The sequence below is a fragment of the Terrimonas alba genome (assembly GCF_042434975.1).
Lineage (GTDB): Bacteria > Bacteroidota > Bacteroidia > Chitinophagales > Chitinophagaceae > Terrimonas_B > Terrimonas_B alba.
Genome location: NZ_JBHMQM010000002.1, coordinates 812,147 through 835,357 on the forward strand (window position 1 = coordinate 812,147; position 23,211 = coordinate 835,357).

21 protein-coding genes, 1 tRNA gene and 1 pseudogene are annotated in these 23,211 nt (G+C 40.8%); 14 read left to right on the top strand and 9 right to left on the bottom strand.

The window, feature by feature from the left end; translation table 11 throughout:
- The first annotated feature begins 3 nt into the window (after window positions 1-3).
- Both ACFEL9_RS08305 and ACFEL9_RS08310 read left to right on the top strand, forming a co-directional pair.
- Window positions 4-837 carry a glycosyltransferase gene (locus ACFEL9_RS08305; protein WP_512701504.1) on the top strand — a complete coding sequence of 278 codons (834 nt, stop codon included), beginning with the start codon at window positions 4-6 and terminating at the stop codon, window positions 835-837.
- A gap of 14 nt (window positions 838-851) precedes the next feature.
- The gene (locus tag ACFEL9_RS08310) at window positions 852-1,790 is read left to right on the top strand and encodes a glycosyltransferase family 2 protein (protein WP_385888271.1); all 939 of its coding nucleotides are present in this window, start codon (window positions 852-854) and stop codon (window positions 1,788-1,790) included.
- A 13-nt stretch (window positions 1,791-1,803) separates the two neighbouring features.
- Here ACFEL9_RS08310 and ACFEL9_RS08315 read toward each other — a convergent pair whose 3' ends face one another.
- The 3 genes from ACFEL9_RS08315 to ACFEL9_RS08325 are packed head-to-tail and all read right to left on the bottom strand — an operon-like array spanning window position 1,804 to window position 6,196.
- Complete coding sequence (locus ACFEL9_RS08315; RefSeq protein WP_385888272.1) at window positions 1,804-2,589, bottom strand: glycosyltransferase; 786 nt, start codon at window positions 2,587-2,589, stop codon at window positions 1,804-1,806.
- Window positions 2,586-3,716 carry a glycosyltransferase family 4 protein gene (locus tag ACFEL9_RS08320; protein ID WP_385888274.1) on the bottom strand — a complete coding sequence of 377 codons (1,131 nt, stop codon included), beginning with the start codon at window positions 3,714-3,716 and terminating at the stop codon, window positions 2,586-2,588. Before ACFEL9_RS08320 ends, ACFEL9_RS08315 begins: the two co-directional genes overlap by 4 nt.
- Complete coding sequence (locus ACFEL9_RS08325) at window positions 3,713-6,196, bottom strand: YfhO family protein (protein WP_385888277.1); 2,484 nt, start codon at window positions 6,194-6,196, stop codon at window positions 3,713-3,715. The genes ACFEL9_RS08320 and ACFEL9_RS08325 overlap by 4 nt, the downstream gene beginning before the upstream one ends.
- A gap of 259 nt (window positions 6,197-6,455) precedes the next feature.
- Here ACFEL9_RS08325 and ACFEL9_RS08330 point away from each other — a divergent pair, with 259 nt between their 5' ends.
- Both ACFEL9_RS08330 and ACFEL9_RS08335 read left to right on the top strand, forming a co-directional pair.
- Window positions 6,456-6,758, top strand: coding sequence for a hypothetical protein (locus ACFEL9_RS08330; protein WP_385888279.1), 303 nt, complete (start codon window positions 6,456-6,458; stop codon window positions 6,756-6,758).
- A complete protein-coding gene (locus tag ACFEL9_RS08335) occupies window positions 6,733-7,533 on the top strand; it encodes a queuosine precursor transporter (protein WP_385888282.1) in 801 nt (266 codons plus the stop codon). The genes ACFEL9_RS08330 and ACFEL9_RS08335 overlap by 26 nt, the downstream gene beginning before the upstream one ends.
- Window positions 7,534-7,671: 138 nt before the next feature.
- On the opposite strand, the gene ACFEL9_RS08340 is transcribed toward ACFEL9_RS08335, so the two are convergent.
- Together ACFEL9_RS08340 and ACFEL9_RS08345 are read right to left on the bottom strand one after the other, a co-directional pair.
- The gene (locus tag ACFEL9_RS08340; RefSeq protein WP_385888285.1) at window positions 7,672-8,136 is read right to left on the bottom strand and encodes an NUDIX domain-containing protein; all 465 of its coding nucleotides are present in this window, start codon (window positions 8,134-8,136) and stop codon (window positions 7,672-7,674) included.
- A gap of 5 nt (window positions 8,137-8,141) precedes the next feature.
- On the bottom strand, window positions 8,142-9,080 hold the full coding sequence (locus tag ACFEL9_RS08345) for a magnesium transporter CorA family protein (protein WP_385888287.1): 939 nt from the start codon (window positions 9,078-9,080) through the stop codon (window positions 8,142-8,144).
- A 579-nt stretch (window positions 9,081-9,659) separates the two neighbouring features.
- Between ACFEL9_RS08345 and ACFEL9_RS08350 the strand changes: the two genes are divergently transcribed.
- Window positions 9,660-12,107 (top strand): ABC transporter permease, encoded by a 2,448-nt coding sequence (locus ACFEL9_RS08350; RefSeq protein ID WP_385888290.1) that lies wholly within the window; start codon window positions 9,660-9,662, stop codon window positions 12,105-12,107.
- 227 nt (window positions 12,108-12,334) lie between these two features.
- Here ACFEL9_RS08350 and dapF read toward each other — a convergent pair whose 3' ends face one another.
- From dapF to ACFEL9_RS08370, 4 genes are all read right to left on the bottom strand, one after another.
- Window positions 12,335-13,120, bottom strand: coding sequence for a diaminopimelate epimerase (gene dapF / locus ACFEL9_RS08355; protein WP_385888293.1), 786 nt, complete (start codon window positions 13,118-13,120; stop codon window positions 12,335-12,337).
- Window positions 13,121-13,327: 207 nt separating this feature from the next.
- Entirely contained in the window at window positions 13,328-13,558 is a 231-nt protein-coding gene (locus ACFEL9_RS08360) for a four helix bundle protein (RefSeq protein ID WP_385888295.1), read from the bottom strand.
- Window positions 13,558-13,794: a four helix bundle protein gene (locus ACFEL9_RS08365; RefSeq protein WP_385888298.1), complete on the bottom strand. Its 237-nt coding sequence runs from the start codon at window positions 13,792-13,794 to the stop codon at window positions 13,558-13,560. Before ACFEL9_RS08365 ends, ACFEL9_RS08360 begins: the two co-directional genes overlap by 1 nt.
- 80 nt (window positions 13,795-13,874) lie before the next feature.
- Window positions 13,875-14,756 carry a nucleoside phosphorylase gene (locus ACFEL9_RS08370; RefSeq protein ID WP_385888301.1) on the bottom strand — a complete coding sequence of 294 codons (882 nt, stop codon included), beginning with the start codon at window positions 14,754-14,756 and terminating at the stop codon, window positions 13,875-13,877.
- A 129-nt stretch (window positions 14,757-14,885) separates the two neighbouring features.
- On the opposite strand from ACFEL9_RS08370, the gene ACFEL9_RS08375 reads away from it, so the two are divergent.
- From ACFEL9_RS08375 to ACFEL9_RS08415, 9 genes and pseudogenes are all read left to right on the top strand, one after another.
- Window positions 14,886-14,956 (top strand) — tRNA-Cys (locus ACFEL9_RS08375).
- Between the two features lie 338 nt (window positions 14,957-15,294).
- Window positions 15,295-15,435, top strand: a complete 141-nt coding sequence (locus tag ACFEL9_RS08380; RefSeq protein ID WP_385888304.1) for a hypothetical protein — start codon at window positions 15,295-15,297, stop codon at window positions 15,433-15,435.
- 169 nt (window positions 15,436-15,604) lie between these two features.
- Window positions 15,605-15,832, top strand: a pseudogene (locus ACFEL9_RS08385) (phage integrase SAM-like domain-containing protein); the annotation flags it as partial.
- Window positions 15,817-16,047, top strand: a complete 231-nt coding sequence (locus ACFEL9_RS08390; protein ID WP_385888307.1) for a site-specific integrase — start codon at window positions 15,817-15,819, stop codon at window positions 16,045-16,047. The pseudogene ACFEL9_RS08385 and the gene ACFEL9_RS08390, both read left to right, overlap by 16 nt.
- A 222-nt stretch (window positions 16,048-16,269) precedes the next feature.
- On the top strand, window positions 16,270-17,178 hold the full coding sequence (locus ACFEL9_RS08395; protein ID WP_385888310.1) for an aldo/keto reductase: 909 nt from the start codon (window positions 16,270-16,272) through the stop codon (window positions 17,176-17,178).
- The gene (locus tag ACFEL9_RS08400; RefSeq protein ID WP_385888313.1) at window positions 17,171-18,343 is read left to right on the top strand and encodes an enolase C-terminal domain-like protein; all 1,173 of its coding nucleotides are present in this window, start codon (window positions 17,171-17,173) and stop codon (window positions 18,341-18,343) included. Before ACFEL9_RS08395 ends, ACFEL9_RS08400 begins: the two co-directional genes overlap by 8 nt.
- A 17-nt stretch (window positions 18,344-18,360) precedes the next feature.
- Entirely contained in the window at window positions 18,361-19,911 is a 1,551-nt protein-coding gene (locus ACFEL9_RS08405) for a sodium:solute symporter family transporter (RefSeq protein ID WP_385888315.1), read from the top strand.
- Between the two features lie 116 nt (window positions 19,912-20,027).
- On the top strand, window positions 20,028-20,474 hold the full coding sequence (locus ACFEL9_RS08410) for an L-rhamnose mutarotase (protein ID WP_385888318.1): 447 nt from the start codon (window positions 20,028-20,030) through the stop codon (window positions 20,472-20,474).
- A 219-nt stretch (window positions 20,475-20,693) separates the two neighbouring features.
- On the top strand, window positions 20,694-23,162 hold the full coding sequence (locus ACFEL9_RS08415) for a hypothetical protein (RefSeq protein ID WP_385888319.1): 2,469 nt from the start codon (window positions 20,694-20,696) through the stop codon (window positions 23,160-23,162).
- The last annotated feature ends 49 nt before the right edge of the window (window positions 23,163-23,211 follow it).

Genomic DNA, 23,211 nt, shown 5'->3' on the forward strand with positions numbered 1-23,211 from the left:
ATAATGGAACAGAGTACAGCAGCTACGATTGGTATCGAATATGAATTACTGGTATTTGACAACAGGAGAGAAAACCTGGGTATTTGCGAAGTGTACAATCGAATGGCTGAAAAGGCACACTATCCATATATCGTTTTTTTGCATGAAGATTTGGTCATGAAAACCCAAAATTGGGGTAGATACTTAGTCGAAATATTTCAGAATGACCCGGATATCGGACTCGTGGGGGTTGCCGGAAGCGATTATAAAAGTCATCATTTTTCGGGATGGTACTCTGGCGGCAGCGGACGGGACTATTTTAATATTACGCATAGGCAGGATGGCGAAGATAAACTTTTGTTGTTCCCAGAAAAATGGGAGAAGAATGAATACGAGGTGGTTTGTATCGATGGGGTCTTTATGGCTTGTCCAAAAGTCATTTGGCAATCCATCAAATTCGATCATGATTTATTGAGAAGATTTCATTTTTATGATATTGATTTTTCGCTACGCATAGCAAGGATTAAAAAAGTTTTGGTAACCAACCGGATCGACCTGGTGCATTTAACAGTAGGCGGCGACTTTGGCGATAATTGGATAGAACAAGCATTTATTTTTCATGAACAAAAGAAAAACCTGATGCCATTCGCATTACAGAAACTTGACAGGCAGGATGACCATCTTCTTTTTGTGTACTGGCTTGACTGGCTAAAAGACCAAAAAATTAGTTTTAAAAACAGATGGCGTTGGGTTAGCAGGCAAAAGTTGCTGAATAGAAAAAAAATGATTTACCCGGTATTAAAATTCTTGTTTTACAGGTTACTGGGTTTGAGGGCTATTCATAATTTGGTCAGGTGATTTAAACATTTAAAATGAAAAGCTCTGTTGAAATATCTATTTGTATCCCAGCATATAAAAACGTCGTTTTTCTTGATCGGTTATTAGATTCTATTCAGGCGCAGACTTTTAAAAATTATGAAATTGTCATTACTGACGATAGCCCGGACGACGCTGTGGAGTTGCTGGTTGGAAAAAAGAGTTTTAAGCAAGAGATAAAATACTTTCGAAACAGGCCGGCTTTAGGAACCCCTGAGAATTGGAATGAGGCTATTCGTCATGCAAGCGGAGAGTGGATAAAGCTTATGCATAATGATGATTGGTTTACGGATAAGGATTCACTACAGACTTTTTATAATAACGCTAAAGCAAAACCTGAATGCTCGTTCTTTTTTTCTGCGTTTCAAAATATTACAGAAAAAACGGGTGCTTCACAAAAAGTGAAATGCAGTTTCCTTGACCTGGCATTTCTGAAAATGAGTCCTTTGCATCTGTTTAAAAAAGTTTATGTGGGAAATCCAAGTTGCACCATGATCCGGAATAATATAGACCTGTTTTATGATAACAGATTTAAGTTTGTCGTTGATTTTGAATACTACATTCGTTGTCTCAGAAAAGTCAAATATGCGTATATAGATGATATTTTAATAAGTGTAGGATTTCATGAGGAACAGGTAACCAAGTATACTTTTCTTGTTCCTGAAGTTCAAATTCCTGAGAATTTTATTTTATTGGAAAAGTTAGGAATAAAGATTTTAAGCAATCCATTTGTTTATGATTATTATTGGAGGCTATTCAGAAATCTGAAAATGAGAAGTGAAGAAAATGTCCAGGCCTATTGGACTGGGGATATTCCAATGCCACTTTCAAAAATGATAATAGCTCAATCCAAGGTATCACCAGGGGCCTTGCGTAGCGGGATCTTATCTAAATTATATATGTTTTGTAATTATATTCTCCATCTTCTAGGTTGATTAATCATTGTGCTCACATATTCTCCAGCTTTAGTTTTGTTTTTAGTTTAAACAACCATTTGCCCACCTGCGATTGCAATAAGAAGTGTAGCATTTTAAGGCGTAGTTGCCATATATCTAGCTTAATCGAATAGTCAAAATGCCGTAAGTAAACAGTTTTGGCCTGTTTCAGCGAGATCAGGTATTGAGTGGCACTGACTCCGGCGGGGGCCATTACAACAAAAGCTTGGGGTATAAATTGAAATTTTTCCTCGTAAATGCGGCAAACGAAATCATAGTCCATTGCAATGGATAATTCCGGGTCATAAAGGCCGTGTTTTTCATGAAGTTCTTTTTTCACAAACATGGTTTGATGGCAAATGCTGCGCATACCACGATACAGCTTGTCCTTTTCAAATGGCTTGCCGATAATGATCCACTTGCCGCCTCTCATTATCTGGTACTTTGCATGTATCCATTGCAGGGACGCATCATTAGAAAAAACAACCGATACCTTCTTTAACACAGTATTGTCTGTATAGCTGTCCCCTGAATTCAGCATGTTTACAATTGTCCCGGAAGCCCGCAAAATACCTTTATTAAAGGCATCGCCTATTCCGCTGTCTTTTTCGCTGATCCATTTTCGGTAGGCTGGCAGTTCCTGAGCTTGCAGATAGTTACGGATATCGTTATTGGTTGAACCATCAATGATCCAATGCTCATAAGGTAGGGTATCCTGGATATCAACCGACTTGCATGTTGTAATCAGATCTTCCAGGTTGTTAAAGCAAATCGTTATGATGGAAATAGTTGGATTCACAGCTTTATTTTAATAATGTCGGAAGCTTGCTTCGCTATATTGTCCCAATAAAAATGATTAAAAAAATCCACAGGAATACGATCTTCTACGCTTTCGGCGGCAGCAATAATATTTTTACTAAACGCTTTAATGTCGTGATCAGGAACTATTCTTAATTTGTTGCCGGTGATGGCAACCGGTACGCCGATAGCGCCATTGACGAAAGAAACAGCGGAGCAGCCTGCAGCTAATGCTTCAACCAGTTTTGTTTTGATGCCGCCTCCAGCGGTGACGGGATTTATAAAAATATCAGCAGCTTTAAAATAAATGTCAATTTCATTGACAAAACCAGCATAGACGATATTACGATCCCTGTATTCTTTTAGCTCATTGTATTCAGGTGAAAGCAGGGGGCCGCAAATAATAATAGTATAGCGTATATCCTTTTGCTGCAGTAGCATCGGATTTATATGCTCAAGTATATAATCCAGGCCTTTTTTGTTAGGCGGATAGTTCAACGTGCCGTTATACAGCAAAAGATAATTGTCGCCGGCAATGCCCAATTGACTGCATATCTCTTTTTTTGCCGCTTTTTTTTCTTCAACAGGAGGTGCTGTGTTTTTTTCTGTACCATAGGTTATCACCGCACACTTTTCTTTTGGTATTCCAAAGTTTTTTACTCCATGGAGCAAATCCTCTTCAGTAATAAAAAAATTGAAATCTGCTTTTTTATGTACAGCACTTTCATACCAGCTCATCATCCGCCACCACCATTTGCCGGTGGACCGGAAGCGAAGCCCTTCGATATTGTGGGAATGTATAATGAGTTTTACGCCTGTAGTTATTTTCAGCAGAATTGCCAGCCATCCGTAGTATGGCTGCTCCATTAGCAGGTGAGTGATTTTCTCTTTTCGAAATTCGTTGTTGAGTTTGAAAAAATAAGCAGGATTTATATACCGTAGTTTGTAAGTGCCAAGAATCTTCTTTACTATAAACGGTTCATCGCTTTGTTCGGTATTGTTTTTAGTGGTATAGCAAATCACTTCGCAATGCCGTGAAAAATACTTAAGGAAAAAATAAATTGCTTTTTGTCCTCCCATTTTGGCCGGCATTACACGATAAGGCACCAAAGACGCAATGCGTATCATTTCGCCTGTTGGTTTTTATTTCTAGTCCACCATGACATGAAAAATCCCAACCCGACCAGCAGCAAAATAAAATAAGAAGCGATATAGCATATTCTCATTGCTCTTTTATACATCTCCGGCTCAAACACAAATTTTATAGTATGTTTTCCCGCAGGAACGGAGAGACCCCGCAATACATAATTGGTTTTAACATAATCAACTTTCTTGCCGTCAATATAAGCGTTCCATCCATCCGGGTAATATACTTCACTAAAAACAGCAAATTGGGCAGTTTGAGCATTGGAAGTATACTCCATCGTATCGTTATCAAATTTGGTGAGGGCAATAGTGGCAGTTGAATCAAAAGACGGCTGCGCTGCATTGGCGGCAAAGGCCTGCTGAACAATGGCAGTGTTTTTTAAGTCAGTCTTTCCTATTGTTTGTATTTCTTCTACATCGTCTTTTACAAACCGGATATGTTTTACAAACCAGCTGTTTCCGTAGGCATTGGGATTAGGTATCAGGGTTTGCTGCCCGTTTTGTGGATTTTGCGCAATTACATATTTTGTATTGAGCATATTAAGAATCTGTGGATTTGGGTCGCCATATAAATATCGCTCAATAATGTCCTGGTAGATTCTAAGTTTCGCAGGATGATATCCTCCGATGGCTTTATGAAAGGCGGAGACCCGGAAGTCACTTGCACTAAACCTGTCTGGTCCGGCATTGTAAACCCGGTAGGATAAATCTTTGTCAGCCAATATTTGCTCATCTATCGCTGTTTTAGTGAAGTTCTCTGCTTGTTGCTCGTCTTTAGATTGATAGTTGTTCTCATTTAAATAGTCCTTGTCTATCACTAATAAATCACCTATCGTTACTACAGTTAGAATCACTGCAATGCTGAAAGGTTTTAAAATGTTTTTTACAAAAGCCCAAAATAATCCCAATAGTAATGCAGTAAAAATAATCGTACGCAATACCTGTCCGCCAAACATGGCACTGCGGTCAGCTTTCAGACCGGCAATGGTGGTTCTCGAAATTTCATCATCAGCACCCATGCTTTTTAAACGCTGAATCATAAAATCATCCATTGGCGAACTGTAGTCCATTGCTATATAAACCAGGCCGGTTAAAACAACAAGGCCGCCAAGTGTATAGAGTATTTTTTTGAAGTTTGTTTTGACGTATTCGCGGCTGTTTTCGGTAAAGAATAAATGGTGAACAGCCAATACTGCCATCACGGGTAATGTCAGCTGTGCCATCACCAGTGACATAGAAGGCGCCCTGAACTTATTGTAGATCGGCAGGTTTTCAAAAAGAAAAATATTGAACCCGGGGAAGAATTTGCCCCACGACATCAGGATGGACAAAACCGATGCTGCCAGCAAGCCCCACCGAAGCGGATGTTTTACCAATACAAATCCAAGCAGCGCCAATAAGCAAACAATAACGCCGATATATGCAGGGCCACTGGTACTTTCAAGCCCTCCCCAATACCTGGGCAACGCACTGGCCACCTGCATGGCTGCATTTTCAGGCAATCCTTTAGCGGTTAACTTCTTGATAACATTTGAATTTTCATCAAGAGGGTTGGCGCTGCTGCCGCCAAAAGCATTTGGCATCATCATAACTAATGGCTCTGCCTTCGAAAAGCTATATTGAAAAGCATAAGAAGTATCAAGCCCGGAAGTCTTTTTCACTTTTACACTATCGCCTTCGATATTTATATTTTGACCACCACGTATAGTATGTTTTGCATAACTGGATCCAATCAAAAATGAAAAGGAGTTGGCAGCCACGCCTGCTATAGCCGCAATAGCAGTTACGGCAAAAGCTATAGCTATATGCTTCCATTCTTTTCTGATTATCCAGGTTGCCAGGTATCCCAGCGTGACACAGCCGGCTACAAGAAAAAAATAGAAATTGATCTGGGGATGATTGGCCATTATTTCCATATACGTGCCAAGGGTAGCAATCGCCAGGCCCAGCCAATACCTTTTTTCAAAAATGAGAATAAGGCCGGTCAGCAACAAGGGCATATAGACAATCGCTGACATCTTGGTCATATGACCAGCACTCAGGATAACGGGATTGTAAGTTGAAAAGGCATAGGCTAGTGCACCGAAAATACCCACCACGGGTTTCATCCCCAGGGCCAGGCAGAGTATATAAAAAAATACAGCAGCCAGGAAGAAATAATGAATAGGATCCGGCAACCCTAATGAAAAAACTTTATTGAGATCGGGTAAGACACTTTTTCCTTCCACTGCAATCTGGTAATTCGGCATACCGCTAAAAACATTGGGATTCCACAAAGGGAAATGCCCATGCTTTTCTTTATAATCAAACGCATTTTGTGCGACGCCTTTCCAGCCTAACACATCATGCTGGTTGAGCACATTACCTTCCAACACAGGTTTGCAAAAGAAAACGGAAACAACTAAGAAGATCAATACAGCGATTACATGCGGAACTATCTTTTTTACCAGGTCGTTTTTCATTCGTATATTTTTTATTCTATTTTGCCCGAATGGAACCTTTGATGACAAAAATTTTCATTCCCCGTTGTAATAAAAATGAAAATTTTTGTCATGTCGGTTTCATTGATAATTTTTTTAATCTTCCTGGGTCAGTCATCGTTTATGAAAGACCAGGCAGGAACATCCGTTGGCTTTGTTTTAAAAGAAAGCCCCGCAAAATTAGCCCGGGGCATTCAGTTTCAGGCTGACAAAATAATGCTATTTTAGACGAAAATCACCGATGGGTTGGCTATTATTTTTGTCAAGGCTGGCTTTTATCTGCGGGTTATGTTTCCTTGCTTCCCTGGCATTCTTGGTGCGAAGAGAAGGGAATACCGAAGTCGTTTCTTCCACTATTATCACTATTGGATTTGTGATGGGTTTGCTAATTGTGCCCGCAACCCTCGTTTGCTATTTGATCGTGCTGATCAGGAAAAAACAAATCCCGGTTCCGCTTTGGCTTATTATTGCCAACATCGTGTTCCTTTTTATCTTAATGCTTTATATAATTTTCATCAATGTTGAAGGCAATCATCCATCATAAGCCCACCCGGTTATTTTTGATATTAAGCGGTTTTTTTGTTGCTAATGCACTGATCGCAGAGATCATTGGGGTAAAGATTTTTTCGTTGGAGAAAACGCTAGGTTTTGCTCCACTAAGTATTCACTTGTTTGGAAACGATCTTTCGGTAAATCTCACAGCCGGTGTTTTACTCTGGCCGGTGGTTTTCATCATGACGGATATCATCAATGAGTATTATGGGATGAAAGGAGTGAGGTTTTTATCGTGGCTGACAGCGGGCCTGATTGCCTTTGCTTTCCTTGTTTTTTATGGCGCTATGAAATTGACACCTGCAGATTTTTTCATTACCAGCAAGCAGGGTAGTGGCGTGCCTGATATGGAGAAGGCTTATAACAGTGTGCTGGGCCAGGGTGGCTTCATCATCATCGGATCACTCACTGCTTTTATTCTTGGACAGTTGATTGACGTGTTCATATTTCATAAAATAAAAAAAGCAACCGGTGAAAAAAACATCTGGCTTCGGGCAACCGGTTCCACTCTGATCTCGCAATTCATCGACAGTTTTGTGGTATTGTTTATCGCCTTTTACGTGGGAACAAGGGTCAACAAGAGCGGTAACGATTTTGTATGGCCGTTTAATTTATTTATTGCGGTGGGGATCGTGAACTACATTTATAAATTTACAGTGGCGATCCTGTTGACACCGGTTATTTATCTCGTTCACAACCGGATCGAAAAATATCTCGGGCCTGAACAGGCCACTGCTATGAAACAGGCTGCCATGGGCGATGAGTAAAAGATCTGGAAGTTATCCGAAAAGTTGAAAAACATCACGCCACGCCGCGTCGACACAACGTTTTTTAAAGCTCAACTGTTTTCATCGTGGCGACTTTGCGTCGTTGCGTGAAATAATACTTTTGAGAGAGGTTCCAGGCTAATTTTTCTCTTTTATAAGACTGGCCACCACTTTGTCTATGGGAAGTGTGACGCTGTCTGCTGAAAAGTCATCCCATTCAATCAGGCGGAAAGTTTCTGTTTCACCTTTTTCATTATAAACAGCCAACTGCATTTCATCAAAATCAAAAACTTTGTCCCGCAGCGGGACTTTAATGGCTTCCAATGCTTTTACATGATAATAAATGGAGACGATCTGGTGACTGGGATTGAACGCAGACATCTGGTAGAAATCGGTAGTATAAAGGTGCTCACCCACTTCAACTTCAAGATCCATTTCTTCTTTGAACTCCCGTTTCAGGCAATCTCTCGTTCCTTCACCAAACTCTAAACCGCCACCCGGAAATTTTGTATAATAATTGCCGCGGATATATTCATCACTTACCAGCACTTGTTTTTTTTCATTGACCAGGAGTCCGTACACCCTGATAGTAAATATTGACATACGAATTAAAATATTTTTTTGCGAAAAAAAAGCCAGCCAATCGTTAAGGCTATGATTAAAGAAAGAAATACGACAATATAAAATGCATAGGGTGAATGTTCAAAACCACTGGGAACATTCATGCCAAACAGGCTGGATATCAAAACCGGAAAAGTTAAGACAATGGTGATTACCGCGAGCCTTTTCAATACCTGGTTTTGATTATTGGCAATAATACTGGCAAAAGCATCCAGTGTACTGGTAAGCATGGTGGCATAAATATTCGCCATTTCAAGAGCCTGGGAATTGTCTACAATCAGGTCGCCTAAAAATTCTTTCTCATCTTCATTCAGGCCCAGGAAATTGGTTCTTTCGAGCTTCATAAACAGCAATTCATTTGACCGGAGTGCCGTAACGAAATAAGTCAGGCTTTTTTGAATGCGCATCAGTTGCAGCAGGTGTTCGTTCCGGCTGGCATCATACAATTTTTGCTCCAAAATGTTGCGGCGTTGATTGATCTCTTTCAGTGTATCGAGAAAGTTCTGCACTATTTTTTCAAACACTTTCAGCACAACCATATTCCTTTTATCGGAATCCCTGTTTTGAAAGGTGTTCAGGAATTTTTTGATCGCTGAGTTTTCAAAAGAGTTGACCGTTACCGTATGATTGTGCGTAAGAATGATACAAATAGGAATGGTAATATAATAGGCGTCGCTTTCATTGAATGAGTTATTTTCTGTAGGCGTTTTTATCACAATGAGCCGTACATTATCTTCTTTTTCAAAACGGCTTCTTTCGTCAATATCCAGCGAGTCGGTCAAAAAGTCGATGGGTATTTCCAGTTGGGAGGACAATTCTGAAAATTCCTCCTGCTTCAGTGGCGGCAACACATTGATCCATGCCCCATCTTCGGGCTTGTCTATTTCGACTGTCTGATGATTAATATTTTTAAAGTATTTTATCATAAGCGGCGTAAAGTTAGGGGGAAACGATGACGTGGGGAGGGGTGGGGAGAGGAGAGTGGGAAGCGGCTTGTGGGGAATAGGTAGTGGATGGCTGGTGGCTAGTAGGGCATGGGGGCGACGATAAATGTCGGCAGGGGAAGGATTGATAAAAAGTAATTCAGCCGGGGGCCCGGCAATAAAGCAGTGAACGCATTCGTGTAGGATGGAAGTCGTCGGATTATTTGTAAGACTCAGTATTAAATCGGACAAATAGAATTTTAAAAGTCAGGGATTGATACTACACGCTGCTACATGAAACGCCATAAGATATATCGAACAATTATTTCAAACAGCTTCTAAAATAAACTTCAGGCTTCTCCCCGGATCACCACTGTATCGGATTGAGCCAGCCCATTGTATCAAAAGCGAACAGCTATGTATAGTTTTTTTCTTAAGCTATTGAAAACCACTTGATTGCTCGTTCGGCATATTTTTTAATACTAAATGCCGTAACGCTACCATCGCTGAGATTTTTTTAATCGAACCATATTACCGGTAGCGAACCTTGTGAAAAGCTTGAGAACAGAATAAAATATAGCTATGCTTAAAAACTATTTCAAAACTGCATTCAGAAGTTTGAGCCGTAACAGGAATTACACAATTATCAACATCGGCGGATTAGCTGTTGGTATTGCCGTTTGTATGATGATCTTTATTATTATACAATATCAAACAAGCTTTGATAATTTTCACGCAAAGAAAGATCGCATTTATCGTGTGCTTACCGAATATCATCATGCAGAGGATGCAACTATTGCTTATGGGAAAGATGTTCCTTATCCCATGCCCGAAGGTTTGAAAATGGCTTTTCCCCAGGTAGAACAGGTAGCTCCGATTTTTGCAAGTCACGATGATCAATTGCTGATACCTGGTGATAACGGAACAACGGTAAAAACATTTAAAGAGGGCAAAGGTGTATTTTTTACAGAACCTTCATTCTTTAAAATGTTTGACTACCCGCTGCTTGCAGGTTCATATGAATCATTAAAAGAACCGAACAATGTATTACTTACAAAGGAGATGGCGGAAAAATATTTCGGCGACTGGAAAACAGCAATAGGCAAAGCCATTAAGCTGGAAGTTGGCGGCCATTTATTCGAACATGGTACTGAAGTATTGAAAGTGTCAGGCATTCTTGCGACCATACCGGCAAATACTGACTTTCAGCTAAAAGTTGTCGTGGCTTATGGATCAGGTTTTACCGGAAGTATTATAGCAAAATCTACCGATTGGGAGGATAGAACAAATGCTGGTTTTGGTTGCTATATTATGTTGCCTTCGGGTATTTCTGTTGATAATTTTAATCAGCAGCTAAGGGCCTATTCAACAAAGGTTCAATCGCCTGAAAACAAGGATAGTCATATTATACAACCATTAACTGCGGTGCATTATGATACACAAACAGGTAATTACAGCAACAAAACAATCAGCCAGGAACTACTCAATGTATTGTGGCTGATCGCCGCATTCATTTTGTTAATTGCCTGCGTAAACTTTATCAACCTCTCCACTGCACAAGCTGTTAATCGTGCAAAGGAGGTTGGCGTAAGAAAAGTCCTGGGCAGTAATAAATCTCAATTGAAAATCCAATTCATCACCGAAACATTTTTGATTGTTACAAGTGCTGTAATACTTGCAACAGTTCTAACTGTTCTTGCACTGCCTTATGTAAATCAACTGTTAGAACTTTCGCTTTCTTTCAACATACTCAGCAATCCTGCAGTTATTTTATTTCTTTTAACTGTAACAATTGTTGTAACCGCACTTGCCGGTTTTTATCCTTCTATTGTTTTATCCCGTTTCAATCCTGTTAGTGCCTTAAAAAGTAAACTCACGGTCAATACGGCAAAAGGAATTTCGTTAAGAAGAGGATTGGTGGTTTTTCAATTCATCATTGCACAGGCATTGATCATCGGAACACTCATCATTGTAAGGCAAATGAGTTTTTTCATGGGTCAACCGTTAGGTTTCGATAAAGATGCAATTATAAATGTTCCTTTCCGTGTAGATAGTCTTCGCATCAGCAGGCTGGATTATTTACAAAACAAGTTATTACAGGTAAATGGTGTGCAGGCAGTAAGCTTCAGTTCCAACACCCCGGTTGAAGATGGTAATGATACATGGAGCACATTCAAATTTGACCATGCAATAAAAGAAGAAGACTTTAAAGTTATTACCAAATTCGCCGACACCGGGTATGTGCCGGCTTATAAATTACAACTGGTAGCCGGAAGAAATTTGCAGCGTTCTGCTTACACAAGAGAGTTTTTAGTGAATGAGTCGCTGGTGAAAAGTTTAGGATTTAAAAAACCGGAAGATATATTGAACAAAGAAATAAGCATATGGGGCGATAAAATAAAATGCCCTGTTGTTGGTGTGCTAATGGATTTTAATGACAGGTCTTTCCGTAATGATTTGGCGCCATTGCTAATTACCACAAACGTCACCATGTACAGCCAGGCGGGGATAAAATTGGCAACCACAAACATGTCTGCTACACTGCAATCTGTTAAAAAAGTATGGGAGCAAACATTTCCCAATTTTGTTTATGAATACAAGTTTTTGGATGATAAAATCGAAAATTTTTACAAACAGGAGAGCCAGCTATCTGATCTTTATAAAATTTTTGCTGTAATCGCAATACTCCTTAGTTGCCTTGGCTTGTATGGACTTGCTTCTTTCATGGCTGTGCAACGTATCAAAGAGGTAGGTATCCGCAAAGTGCTTGGCGCTACAGCCGGCAGTATTATTTACCTCTTTTCGAAAGAATTCATTTTACTGATAAGTATTGCTTTTGTAATTGCTACACCCATAGCATGGTATTTTATGAATAACTGGTTGCAGGATTATGCTTATCGCATCAACATTAGTTGGTGGTTATTTGCCGGAGGCGGACTTGTTGCCATAATTATTGCATTGGCAACGATTAGTTTCCAGGCAATAAAAGCGGCAATGGCAAACCCGGTGAAGTCACTCCGTACGGAGTGACGGAATCCCCTGGTGAAAAGCCGGCCTGCCGGCTTGAGGACAGAATAGAATTTTTCTCAGGTATGTAAGGTTAACTTTTGTCTGTTCTTTACTTATTGCCAGGACAAGTAGTGACCATCACAAATTATATCTTTTTTGACAAGCTTATTGCAAGACCCGCTCCCCACTAACCACTTCCCACTCGCCATTCCCCACACCCCACTAGCCACTCCCCACTTCCCATTCATCTATTTCACCTCCACCGTTCCTTCAAACACTCTTTCCGCGGGCCCGCAAAGCCAGATATTGGCATATCGGTCATCATCCAGCCGGTCATACTCGATCGTCAAACTGCCGCCCAGTGTTTTAACTTCTACATCGTTGTAGCCATTTTCATTGTGGTAACAAACCAGCGCAGCAGCGGTGACGCCGGTACCACAGGAGTAAGTTTCATCTTCCACGCCTCTTTCATAGGTGCGAACGATGATCTTATCATCACCTGCTTGTTGTACAAAATTTACATTAATACCTTCCTGCTCAAAATCTTTACTGTAGCGAATATCCCTTCCTTTCTTGTAAACATCCATGTCCATCACATCATTTACCAGTTTCACATAGTGCGGAGAACCGGTATCTAACACAAAATCACCATGCACTTTGCGGATCGTATCAACATCTTTCATTTTCAGCGACACGATGCCGTCAACATCTATCTCTGCCTCATGTTCGCCGTCTACCGCCATGAATTTATACTCGTTGCGGTGAATGCCCAGGTGGTAAGCAAATTTTACAATACACCTGCCGCCATTACCGCACATGCTGCCCTCACGGCCATCGGAGTTATAATATTTCATTTCAAAATCATAACCCGGTTTTTCGTTCAGCATCATAAAACCGTCGGCGCCAATGCCCATCCTTCTATCGCAAAGCCAGCGGATCTGGTACTCTCTTAAAGATGAATATTTGTTGCTCCGGTTATCGACAATAACAAAATCGTTTCCTGTTCCCTGGTATTTATAAAATTCGATTGTCATAGTAAATGGGGTATGGCTAGTGGCGAGTGGGGTTTAAGTTGATGTTTCCTTTCATTTTATTGCATGTTCTGAATGCAGACTCAATGTCATGCTCTGGCTCCGTTTTTTTGTATGTTAGATTTATCATAGTCTATAAGTTTAATTATTATTAGTAATGTTGTCCCTAATCCAGCTCCCTACTTCCCACTCCCCACTCCCCACTCCCCACTAGCTTCTCCCTCCTCCGAGGTTTCCAATCATTTTACTAAGCATTCTAAATACTGATTCAAGATATTGTTCCAGCTCAGCCATTTGCCCTTTTTTATAATAGTCTAAAATTATTGCTATTTCAAATTGTGTATCAACTTCAACTAAAGAACTACGTGATATTTCATGTGAAAATTTTAAATTTTTCTTTGGCCACATGTTATTCCCCACAAAATTTTCATCGCTCATCATTAAGGTAGCTCGAAAATTTTGTGGCTCATTTCATAAAAACGTTTTTTTTCTTTTTTTGATATCCGTGATGCCCCTTCTGCAATATTGCTGGAAACAGAAATGGCAGCCCTTCGTACCTGGGAAATCAAAACAAATTGTTCTTCTTTCGGAAACTGCTTTGTCGCTTTATACACTTCCCTTACAAGATTCAACGAAAATCGATAAACTTCCAGGTTCTTATGAGATAAATTCAGCATAGTTGACAGGTTTAATTTATGTAATATGAATTATTCCCATCCTTCCCCAATCCCCACTAGCCATTCCCCAACACACCCCACTAGCCCATACTTTTCGAAAAAATCTCCATAAATCGCACTATCAACTTCTCCACCGCCGCTTTCCCGTCTTTTGAAAACTCCTGTTTGATCCGGTTGGCAACGATGGCATTAATCGCCAGGCAATTATGCCCCAATAATTTTCCTAATCCATAGATCGCCGATGTTTCCATCTCAAAATTCGTGATCCGGTGCTGGCCAAACCGAAAATCCGTCAACCGGTTGATCAGGTTCGGGTTGCGGATTCCTAATCTTAAGATCCGCCCCTGTGGTCCATAAAAACCGGGGCAGGTCACCGTGATGCCCTGGTGAAAATCTTTTACAAAATGTTTGATCAGGGAAGCCGCCGCATGGCTGATATACGGGTAGCTCATCTGGCCGTGCAGTTGTGTATGTGTAACAAAAGATTGCAGCAATTGTTGTTCCTCGTCATTCTGCTCATGCCGGTAAAAGTTCAGCAGGTTATCCACGCCAAGGCCATGGGTAGCGGCTACAAAACTATCTACCGGGATATCCGCCTGCAGGGAGCCGGAAGTGCCGATGCGGATGATATTCAGCGGCGTGAGTTGGTTTTTGATCTGGCGGGTTTCAAAATCAATATTGACCAGTGCATCCAGTTCGTTGATGACGATATCGATATTATCGGGGCCGATACCGGATGACAGGACCGTCAGTCTTTTCTTACCCACATAGCCGGTATGGCTGATAAACTCCCGGTGTTGCCGGATCACTTCCACCGAGTCAAAATGTTTACTCACTTCCCGCACCCGGTCGGGATCACCCACCGTCACCACGGTGCCGGCAATTTCTTCGGGGCGCAGATCGAGATGGTACACGGCTCCGCGGGGGTTAATAATGAGTTCGGACTCAGCAATGCGGCTCATGACTAATTTTTAAGATGACAGAATCAATCAATTATCAAAAATATCCTATTTTCGCAGCGATCCAAAAAAAGGGTCCTTTGTCCGCCGAAGGCGGATAGGCAGAGCAGCTCTGCCGATAAAACAAAAGATGGTCCTTTGGCCGAGTGGCTAGGCAGAGCTCTGCAAAAGCTCGTACGGCGGTTCGAATCCGCTAGGGACCTCTGATTGAGGGATAACGATAAGTTATCCCTTTCTTATTTTAATCTATCCTTACAATGATGCTTGGTTTTCAGGGTTTTGTTAACAGCGTCATTTTTCCCCTTCAAGTAGCTTTACAAGAGTTGACAACATATCTGATAGATTAAATGGACTAATTGATAGTCCTGAAAGGATTCGAACAAAAAAACGAGTGAAATATGTTGTTACCAATCAAACCAATTTGCAAGGCAAACAAGATTCGCTGGGACGGAACCAGCATCATTTATATTCAGTATTGTCTGGATAGCAAGAGCCGGACATTGTTGAATACGGGATAGCTATTCCTCCAAAATTCTGGAACGTGAAAAAATTGTTTATTTCAGAATTATTGCCTGTAAGCTATGGATGCGCTGAACAATTAAACAGGCAACTTTTGGTATTACGAAGGAAAGTGGAAGATATCGTTACTCTTGCTGCTACTAAGAAAATTGAGAACTCCTGAACGATTTCTTTTCATGGGACATCGATGCTGTAAGAATTGAGGAAACTTTAAACGAGGAGAAAAAGAAGAAAACGATGGAAAATCCCAGATTGAATCTGGATGTTTATTTTCAGATTGATGAATACATAAAATCAAAAGCTCATAAAGTAACAACTGGAATGCTCAGGTTTACAGAAATATGAAAGAACATTTATTGGCATTTCGGAAATATCGGAATGAGCCAATCACTTTCGAATCATTTGACCTGGATTTTTATGAATCGTTTGTTGATTATCTTGCCTACCATTACATACAGCAGAGAGGAAAGGAAGTCATTTATGGGTTAAAGGTCAACACGATTGGAAAAACCATCAAACAGCTTCGCATTTTTTACGTAACCGAATGCGTAAAAAGATAATTCCACCAATTGGCCTGGATGATTATAAGGTTCTTCAAGACGAAGTTGATGCAATCTACCTGGCCCGTGAAGAAATCAGCAAAATTTACAAGTTGGATTTATCTAAACATCTTCATTTAATTGATTACCGGGGGTTGTTTGTTTTGGGATGCCTGACGGGGTTGCGATATTCTGATTTTTGCGGTATTCGCCAAAGTGATATTTGCCTCTATTAATTTATCACGGCTATTCACCAGATCAAACTTACGCATGTAATTAAACGTTGCATACCAGATATCGCTGTTGCCTAAAATGAATGTTTTGAACGGCTTTCAGCTATTATGAACAGACTGGTAATGTTCTCAAATAATCAAAAAAGCATTTAAATAAGTCAAAATGAGAACAGTTCAAACCTCTGGGTGCGCTTAATTTTGTAACGGTGTCAGTAAAACGAATTCATGCTTGCAACAGAAAACAAAAAACGATGTGTACTGGGCACAGCCGGTTTAGGTGGTGTGTGGGGCAAGGTAGACCCAGTGGAATCTGTTGACACGATACTCACCGCTCTTGAAGCAGGAATTAACGCAATTGATACCGCCCCCGCTTATGGCGATGCAGAAATGTATGTGGGGGAAGCGCTTCGTTTGTGGCCCGGCGAAAAACCGCAGCTCAGTACTAAAGTGGGCAGGCTTAAGTGTTATGCAACAGATGAGGGGCGATACGACTATAGCCATGCCGGTATGCAACGTAGTGTAGAACAAAGCTTAGAAACACTGGGCGTATCGCAATTGGATGTTTTATTTCTGCACGACCCTGATGCAATAAATCCTGCTGAAGTTGGAAGGATAATTGAATCCTTACAAACATTTAAAACAAAAGGTTACACCCGGAAGATAGGAGTAGGCGGCAATCCTCCGCTATGGTTATTGCCCTACCTGAAACCGCAAATATTTGATGTGTTGATGGAATTTAATAAACTCAACGCATGCTCCGTTGTCGCATTAGAAGAAAATCTTCCGTTCTGTATCAACAATAAAATCACCTATTTCGCTGCAAGTCCTTTGAATATGGGATTACTTGGCGGCAACTATGAAACGTTTACATCCAATAGACCAACATGGCTTCATGTAAAATTTGTTGAGGCGGCTATAAAGATGAAAAATATTGCCTACCGGCACGGTATGGCCTTGCACACACTTGCGCACAGGTTTTTATTATCGATCCCACAGTCGTTTTGTATAGTGATCGGGGCATCCAACCGGGAACAACTAAAAGATACGCTCAGTGATTTTGACAACGGGCCATTACCGAATACTCTGTTTTTGGAAATAATGAATAGTCTTAATAAAAAGGAGATACATGTGTAAAATAGACAATGAAATTTTTAATATAATTAGGGCGAGGATTCGCATCCTGGAACCTACTAAAGCGATTATTCCATTTGAAGATGCTTCGATGGGACCTTTTCACAGTTTTGGTATTGCAATCCTCACCCTTGAAGATGAAGAGGGCTTTATTGGCGAAGCTCCGGTATTTCATTCTTACAATAATATTTTTGAAAACTGTTTGCTGCCAATTTTGTTTCATAACAACAATGCTTCTTATCAAACTATGTATCATCGCATGTATTGGTCGATACGTAATGAAGGCTTTCGTGGGCCAGCAGCAGCATTGTTAGGACAAATAGATATAGCCCTCCACGATTTAGCAGCAAGACGAAATGCGTTGCCGCTTCATCAATATCTTAATTCTACAAGGAATCAAGTAAAAGTTTATGGTAGTGGAGGTGGTGCTAATTATTCGCTGAAGGAACTGGAAGCTGAAGTGAGTTTCTTTCTGAATGCCGGAGTTGATTGTTATAAGATGAAAGTAGGGAAGGATTTCGGAACGAGAATGCAAGAAGATGCAGAGCGTGTAAGATTTGCAAGAAGCCTCCTGGGTAAGAACATCAAACTTGCAATAGACGCCAACCAAATATGGAATTACGAACAGGCATTACGATTTATTGATCTTACTGGTAATGAAGATATAGCCTGGTTTGAAGAACCTGTGCATTCTGCAGCACTCGACCAGATCGAACAACTGTGTAAAAGCACCGCACTAAAAATATCGTATGGAGAGTCGGAGCGTTCTGCTTTGGTGTTTCCTGCTTTAGTGAGAGCAGGGGTGCGTCATTTACAACCGATACCAACACAAATAAGTGGGGTGAACGAATGGATACGGGTTCGGGATCTTGCTGCTAAAGAGGAGATAGAGTTCTCATCCGGAGGATACCCATTTTTTACTGCTCCCTTTATTGCTTCTGCAGCAGAAGACTGTCAGGTTGAATTTTTGTATTCACTACATGCAGGATTGGAAGATTATTTCTATGTTCGCCCGGAATGGAAACAAGGGATGCTTCATTTTCCCGCTATCGAAGGAGTGCCTCTTCGTGTTGACTGGGATTATTGCCAGAAAAAAAATCTGATTGCAGGTTCTCAATGCTGGCAAAATAATCAGGTGGCTCAATACCGCCCGGTAGTGATCATGTAATCCTTAATCTTATTATAGTGAACGTAACGATTGCTTCTGTAGATTATCTTGTATTGCTTGTGTATGTTATTTTGCTTTTGGCTTTTGGTTTTTACATCAAAAAGCAAAGTGGCGATATTTTTTTAGGAGGAAGATCACTGAAATGGTGGCAGATCGGTTTTTCGCTATTTAGCGCCAATGCAGGTCCCATGATGTTGATTGGTTTTGCAAGCATTGGTTTTTCGCAAGGCGTAGTGGGCAGTAATTTCGAATGGCTGGCCTGGATATTTTTGATGTTGCTGGCCATGTTTTTCCTGCCGCATTACATGGCAACCAAAGTAACTACTGTACCACAATTTCTGTTGCTTCGTTTTGGAAAACGGTCGTATAATTTTCTTATCATTTATAGTTTAATTTCCATTCTGTTTGTATGGCTGGGCAGTGCCATGTATGCCGGTGGACTCATCATTTCCCAAATATTTCAATGGCCGTTGATGAAATCTGTCATCATCGTCGCCGTGATTGCTGCAAGCTTCACTTCCATTGGCGGATTAAAAGCAGTAGTACGTACTGGTATTTTTCAATCGCTGATTATTATTTTCTCTTCCATTATTCTTACGTACTTGGCATTGGAAAAGATCGGAGGTGTACAGGCCTTCGTAAAGGCGGTGCCGGCTAATTACTGGAAGTTGTTTCGCCCGGCATCCGATCCGGAGTATTCATGGATCGCCATACTGGCAGGTTATCCTGTTGTTGCCATTTACTATTGGTGCGCCGACCAAACCATCGTACAAAAAGTATTGGCCGCAAAAGATTTAAAAGAAGGGCAATATGGCGCCATGTTTATTGCGGCACTCAAAATAATCATGCCGCTCATTTTTATTTTTCCCGGCATCATGTGCTTTGTATTGTTTAAAGAAACGGCCCAACCCGACAATGCCTACATCACGCTTGTAACACAGTTGATGCCGCATGGTCTGCTCGGCTTGTGTATCGCTGCGCTGATTGCCGCATTGATTGATACTGTGTCATCCGGGCTTAATTCATTCAGCACCGTTTTTACGCTTGATGTGGTAGCACAATTTAAGGACATGAGTGAGGAGCGTAAACGACAAATGGGCAAATGGCTAACCTGGGTTGCTGCTGTACTGGCGGTTTGTATTGCTTACCTGTACTCTCATTCGGGAAAAGGTTTTTTTGAATTAAGCCAGGGTTTGGTTTCGATACTGGCGCCTCCTTTATCGGTTGTTTTTTTAGCAGGTATTATGTGGAAACGTGTTAACAGCATTGCTGCAGAAGCGGTTTTGTATGGTGGCGGTTTGGTTTCGCTTATTGTGGGCTTATGTCATGTGTTGGGTTATCCGTACAAAGGTTTCTGGCCTCATTTTTTGCTTTTGTCTGTTTATTTATTTTTAGTGTTTTCAATAGTAATCGTATTGGTAACATTATTTACGAAGCCAAATGAACGGCAGTCTCTTCCGTCGTTGGTAGAAACCAATAGAAAGGCCGGGCATCAACCCAAAGCAGTATGGATAAGGTGGGCTTTACTGGCTGTTGTAATGGGGGCGATTTATTTTGTTTTTCGTTAAGTGATTGCCGATATCTTGTCGTGAAGAACAACCGGCATATAATATGAAAACATTTTTTAACAATAGGCAATTTGGTGGACAGCCACATCTGGTGAACTACAAAAAAAAAATAAACAATGAAAAAAATATTTTCTTATGCAATTGTTATTGCTGTATTATATGCAAATGTGATGTTGACCGGTTGCTCTGAAAAACAAAATGAAACAAAAGCGCAACAACAGCCGGAAGAAAAAATATTTGTTGTAAACCTTGTGCATGATTCATTAAAATTAAAAGAGTATCTCGATTATCACAAACAAGTGTGGCCGCAGGTGGAAGCTGGATTTAAAAAAGCCGGGTACAAAAAAATTGTGCTCTATCGGTACGACTATTTAATAGTGATGAAGGTTACAGTTCCCGTTGGCGCTGATTTAGCTGAAATGGGTAGGCTGGCCGAATCACATGATCCACGTTGTGCAGAATGGAACAGGTTGATGAATGCGTATCAAAGAGGAGTAGAGGGAACGTTACCCGGGCAAACATGGGTGGAAGCTATGCCTTTTTATCAGTTCAGTAATCAATAAATCACCAGGCATTGTATAAGTGCCAATCATTGTTTCAAATCGATTAATAATTATTTACTTACATGAGAATCTTTTTCGGTGTGCTATTTGGCGGGATCAGTCTTGGTATTTGCGCACAAAATAGTTTTGTCAGTAAAACAAGTCTGGTTATAAAGAATATCATGTGTCGGTAATCTCCTTAAGAAAAATCTTTTTAATCATTACAGAAAATACATAAAAATGATTCAGTATAGAATCCCGAAAATCCTGGTTGGTTTGTTAGTTATACTTTTCTGCAGTTTTGTTACAAATGCACAAATCTCTTTTCAAACGAAAACTTTCAGGCTTGGTTTTAATGGGTCTGGCCAGTTAGTTGAAGCTCTTGCCTTGCCTTTCAACAAAAACTATTTACCTGCGAATGAAACTTCCTTTTTGTTAAGTGTAAAACGCAATGGTAAAATCATTAACCCGGATCGGTTGGAATGGAAGAAAAAATCGTCAGAGATTACTTTATATTATCCCGATAAAAACACGGCTGTTGTTAAAACAAGTCAAAATGCCGGTTATATCAGTTTCGAATTAATGCAACTATCCAATGCATCAAATGCTGAATTGATCCTGTGGGGGCCTTATCCTACAACGATCGGGGATACAATTGGTGAAGTAGCAGGAGTTGTACGAAATAAAGATTTTGCAATAGGTATACAAGCATTAAATATAAAAACACTTGGCGGATACCCATCAGCAGAAAGCGACATTCAGCCTTCCTATGATGTATTTGCCGAAGGTAATAAAGTAGATGTAGTAAAAGATGATTTATCGAAGCAACTGTTCCGGGGCGATGTGGCGAGACCAATGCCCTATGGAAGTTCGTTGCAGGCATATTGTCGCAATAGAAGTAAGGAAAGGATTATAGAAAATTGGAGTCATGATCGCTACCTCTCACCAGCTTATCGGGAAGACGGTGGTGTTGTCGGAAGCAAGATAGCCCTATTCGGTGTTCCGGCTTTGGAAGTTCTGTCTGCTATTGCAACTATCGAATTAAAAGAAAATTTGCCTCATCCGATGCTCGATGGTGTATGGGGTAAGCAAGCTCGTCACGCTTCCGAGTCTTACTTAATTATGGATTTTGGCGAAAACAACCTGAAGGAAGCTATGGGTCTTACCAGCCAGGCTGGTTTGCGCTATCTATATCACGGTGATCCTTTTGAAACCTGGGGACACTTCAAATTAAAGAGCAAGGAATTTCCCAACAATTGGCAAAGTTTGAAGGCTTGCATTGACAAAGCGAAAACGCAAAACATCCGCATCGGGCTACATACACTTTCAAACTTCATTACTACTAACGATGCTTATGTGACGCCGGTTCCCGATGCACGATTGGCAAAAGTGGGTTATTCGCAACTGGCCGAAAACATAGATGCAACTACAAAAGATATTTCCATCAAAGACATTTCCTTTTTTAACCAGTTTAAGAATAACACGTTGAAGGCTGCAGTAATAGGAGAGGAGATTATCCGTTATGGAACTGTTTCAACTTCGGCTCCATGGAAACTGCTTAATTGCCAGCGGGGGGCTTTTAATACAAAGGCATCGGCACATTCTATAAACGACAGTATTGGCAAGTTAATGGATCATCCTTACCAGGTTTTCTTAGGCAACCACGAATTAGACCAGGAGATAGCGAAAACAATTGCCCGCTTGTTTAACGAAACAGGTTTAATGCAAGTCTCGTTTGATGGCCTGGAAGGGTGTTGGAGTGAAGGCATGGGTGATTATGGGAAACAATTATTCACCCAGGCCTGGTTCGATAACCTGAAGCCAGCATTAAAGGGTAAGGTAATTAACGATGCAAGTAACCCGGGTCATTTCTTCTGGCATGTTTATACCCGTATGAATTGGGGCGAGCCCTGGTATGCTGGCTTTCGCGAAAGTCATTTGCAATTACGCCTGAAGAACCAACAATTCTTTCGTCGCAATCTTATGCCTTCGATGCTTGGTTGGTTTAGTCTGAAGGCTGAAACTTCGTTGGAGGACATTGAATGGATGTTAGCCAGGGGTGCTGGTTTTAATGCAGGTTTTGCCCTGGCTACAAGCATTGAGACTTTGAATAAGCACGGACGAAAAGATGAAATATTACGGACGATAAGAATATGGGAGACTGCAAGGCTGCAAGGACTGTTTACGGAATCGCAACAGCAAAAAATGCAGGATATTAATAGAGAATTTCACCTGCAAGTAACAAGTAGTGGCGAGTACCAATTACAGCCAGTTTATAATGCTTATCTGGTACATGATCAAAAAATAAAACAGCCCGGCGAACCAACTTATTCCTCTTTTCAATTCAACAATCCTGCTACTTCTCAAGCTGCGTCATTTATTATTAATCTTGCTCCAACAAAGGAAAGCGATCCCGATGTGACCTTTGATAACCCGAGCATTTCGATCAATCAGCAAGATGCCCTGCAATTACCGATATCTTTAAAGCGTAACCAATTTTTGTTTTGCGACGGGCAATCGATAAAACTTTACGACAAGCAGTGGCAACTCTTACAAACCATTACATTGTCTAAACCCTTACCACAATTGATAAATGGAGAGAATCACATTGTTTTAGATGGCAAATATTCAGGCGAAAACGGCGCTGATGTCAAACTGGAGCTTCGGACAAAAGGTGAGTCTGAACCATTGTCGCGGAAGCCTATATGATACAAAAGGAAAATACAAAGAATTTTCTTCAGCCTGGCCATATACGTTC

Coding starts and splice junctions, on each gene's coding strand:
- ACFEL9_RS08390 (WP_385888307.1), top strand. CDS start 15,817: ATGCGTAAAAAGATAATTCCACCAATTGGCCTGGATGATTATAAGGTT.
- ACFEL9_RS08395 (WP_385888310.1), top strand. CDS start 16,270: ATGCTTGCAACAGAAAACAAAAAACGATGTGTACTGGGCACAGCCGGT.
- ACFEL9_RS08415 (WP_385888319.1), top strand. CDS start 20,694: ATGATTCAGTATAGAATCCCGAAAATCCTGGTTGGTTTGTTAGTTATA.
- ACFEL9_RS08340 (WP_385888285.1), bottom strand. CDS start 8,136: ATGTCAATATTTACTATCAGGGTGTACGGACTCCTGGTCAATGAAAAA.
- dapF (WP_385888293.1), bottom strand. CDS start 13,120: ATGACAATCGAATTTTATAAATACCAGGGAACAGGAAACGATTTTGTT.
- ACFEL9_RS08345 (WP_385888287.1), bottom strand. CDS start 9,080: ATGATAAAATACTTTAAAAATATTAATCATCAGACAGTCGAAATAGAC.
- ACFEL9_RS08335 (WP_385888282.1), top strand. CDS start 6,733: ATGTTGAAGGCAATCATCCATCATAAGCCCACCCGGTTATTTTTGATA.
- ACFEL9_RS08325 (WP_385888277.1), bottom strand. CDS start 6,196: ATGAAAAACGACCTGGTAAAAAAGATAGTTCCGCATGTAATCGCTGTA.
- ACFEL9_RS08305 (WP_512701504.1), top strand. CDS start 4: ATGGAACAGAGTACAGCAGCTACGATTGGTATCGAATATGAATTACTG.
- ACFEL9_RS08360 (WP_385888295.1), bottom strand. CDS start 13,558: ATGATGAGCGATGAAAATTTTGTGGGGAATAACATGTGGCCAAAGAAA.
- ACFEL9_RS08350 (WP_385888290.1), top strand. CDS start 9,660: ATGCTTAAAAACTATTTCAAAACTGCATTCAGAAGTTTGAGCCGTAAC.
- ACFEL9_RS08320 (WP_385888274.1), bottom strand. CDS start 3,716: ATGATACGCATTGCGTCTTTGGTGCCTTATCGTGTAATGCCGGCCAAA.
- ACFEL9_RS08410 (WP_385888318.1), top strand. CDS start 20,028: ATGAAAAAAATATTTTCTTATGCAATTGTTATTGCTGTATTATATGCA.
- ACFEL9_RS08400 (WP_385888313.1), top strand. CDS start 17,171: ATGTGTAAAATAGACAATGAAATTTTTAATATAATTAGGGCGAGGATT.
- ACFEL9_RS08310 (WP_385888271.1), top strand. CDS start 852: ATGAAAAGCTCTGTTGAAATATCTATTTGTATCCCAGCATATAAAAAC.
- ACFEL9_RS08365 (WP_385888298.1), bottom strand. CDS start 13,794: ATGCTGAATTTATCTCATAAGAACCTGGAAGTTTATCGATTTTCGTTG.
- ACFEL9_RS08370 (WP_385888301.1), bottom strand. CDS start 14,756: ATGAGCCGCATTGCTGAGTCCGAACTCATTATTAACCCCCGCGGAGCC.
- ACFEL9_RS08330 (WP_385888279.1), top strand. CDS start 6,456: ATGGGTTGGCTATTATTTTTGTCAAGGCTGGCTTTTATCTGCGGGTTA.